This is a genomic window from Hydrotalea lipotrueae (assembly GCF_019249625.1).
Classification (GTDB): domain Bacteria; phylum Bacteroidota; class Bacteroidia; order Chitinophagales; family Chitinophagaceae; genus Hydrotalea; species Hydrotalea flava.
On sequence record NZ_JAESDL010000058.1, the window covers coordinates 1 to 2,491 of the forward strand.

The 2,491-nt window shown below is 28.7% G+C and carries 2 protein-coding genes; both read left to right on the forward strand.

Annotation, left to right across the window (positions count from 1 at the left end; translation table 11 throughout):
* Positions 1–427: 427 nt before the first annotated feature.
* Positions 428–616 carry a hypothetical protein gene (locus JK139_RS15350; protein ID WP_074421313.1) on the forward strand — a complete coding sequence of 63 codons (189 nt, stop codon included), beginning with the start codon at positions 428–430 and terminating at the stop codon, positions 614–616.
* A gap of 89 nt (positions 617–705) precedes the next feature.
* On the forward strand, positions 706–2,196 hold the full coding sequence (locus JK139_RS15355) for a TlpA family protein disulfide reductase (RefSeq protein WP_218332160.1): 1,491 nt from the start codon (positions 706–708) through the stop codon (positions 2,194–2,196).
* The last annotated feature ends 295 nt before the right edge of the window (positions 2,197–2,491 follow it).

Genomic DNA, 2,491 nt, shown 5'->3' on the forward strand with positions numbered 1-2,491 from the left:
AACACAATGAAATGGGGCAACGGTTTGGCAAAATGAAGTTGCTGTAAAAAATGTACCGCGTTGTTAAACAAAGCAATAGATAAAGATGGAAAGTAACGTTGTATGTGATGCCTTACCAAAATTGCTACATCAGATTGACCTTGATAAATAAAAACTTTCATTCAAAATGTTTTTGTAAATATAGTATATATAGTATATATATAGCTTAATTTTTTTGTGTAGGGAATTCCCTACAAAATTCAATTTTTAGTAAATTGTAGGGATTCCCCTATTGCCAATTCAAAATAAATCATATATTATTGTGTTGCATTTATTCAAAAATTCTCCGGAAGATAAATGAATAATGCAATGAATGGCCATTCAAACGGTGAAACTTTCCTACCGATAGAAAATGGAAAGTAATTAATTATTTTAAAAACTTAAAAAAATGAAACCTTTAACTAAAGATGAAATGAAAAAAATTTTGGGTGGGAGTACTTATATGACTTGCACTTGGACTTTTACTGGCGGAAGAACAGCTCAGGTACTTTGTATTGACGGCGGTGGAACATGCCAAAGTACAGCAGATTCAGCTTGTTTAGCCAATAATGCTTGTGTTAACGTGGATTGTAGATAAAAGCATTATCCACTTACTGATATATCAGTAAGTGGATAATTAAATGATATTCCCATTTTAAATATTATGTGACAATTTAATTTTTGGCAATGAAATACATTTATTATTTCTTATTGACTACATTATTAGGAGTAAATATTACAAATGCACAAAAAAAATTGATTGTTCAGTACCAATACAACTTGTCACCGGAATTAAAAGACTCTATGGCATTTGATATACTAAAACCCGCATATTCGGGATTAATGACATCACCAGATAAATATTTTTTTAAAAAAACAATTTTAGAATATAATAACAATAATAACATAGGCACTACAACTTGTAGCTATGATTGTTATGATACCTGTAGCGCATATATATTAGATGGCGTTGGGCATTATATTTTTATAATACCTGGCGACACAATAACTATTCATATCCAAAAAAGAATAAACCCCGTAGATACACCTCATCATTTTTACAATTATCAACTGCAATATGAAGGCAAAAATGCAGCCTCATATGCCATTTTTGATTCATTAGAAAGTATTGGTGGAGATATGCGATTGCCGAATATAAGTTTATTACAGGCAAATTACAATATTGATACGCTGTATGTTATGACCCGGCAATTATTTGAGCAACGAGATAGGTTCTTGAAATTATATTCAGAAAAAAATTCAATCCCATTAACCATTCAAAAATTAGCAAAGGCTGAAATATATGCTTCTTTTTATTTTACATTATTTGAAAACGATAGTGCTATCGGATATTTAACTAAAAACATAAATAGTACCTCCAATCCTTATGTTTGCGCATTCTATAATCCAAATTTTAATGACCCTTATTTATATTTCAATACTAACCTTACCCAATTAGCAGCTTCATCTTACTGGGTTGACAAAACTAAACTTGAAACAAATTATGAAGCACTATCCACTAATGTTGGTTTAAAAAACATATATAAGGATATAAAAGAAAGGCAAATCGATAGTAGCATAAAAAATCATTTTTTAGTTGAAATTCTAGTATGGAGCCTTAAATTTAAATTAGATTGTTACGATTCTTTGGTTCACGATTTTTCGCAATTCAGCAATAATAATAGTTATAAAACATTTTTAACCAACACTATACTTGAAGAAAAGGAAAAAGAAAAAAATGAAAAAATATACTCACTTTATGATGCCCTCAATACACTTATACTACCATTCAATGGAAAAGCAATAAAACTCAATAATATATTTTCAAAGAATAAATATGTTTTGATTGATTGTTGGGCATCGTGGTGTACTCCATGCCTTAGAGAATTACCTTATGGTATTGAATTAGCCAAAAAATATAAAAATAAAATTAATTGGATTTATCTTTCATTTGACAGAGCCACTTCGACTTGGCAAAAGAAAAGCAAACAATTAAATTTGAAAGACAATAACTTTTTTCTTGAACAACAATTTAAGTCTGCATTTGCCTTACACTTTGGTATAAATTCAATACCACGTTATTTATTATTCAGCCCGAAAGGTAAACCCATACAAATTAATTTACCACGTCCTTCAAAAAGAAAAGAAATTGAAAATATTTTGAATGAATTATTGTAAAAGGAATATCCTACCAAATAACAACAATTGTCAATTAAAAATCTATTAATTGAAACAATTATTTAAATTCAAACAAATTAAATTATTGGTTTATTGACAATCAGTTTTTTCATAAAACATTAATTTATCATTATATAAAGCTAAAGTAGATTCAGAAAAATCGGGATGATTTTTTAAAATACGAATAGCATTTATTTCTGAATCAATGGCCTGGTCTTTATTTTTCCTGACTTGTCCGATTTAGTGCGGTCTAAGAATTTTTGTGATAATTTCTTGTAGATGATTCGGCACATGA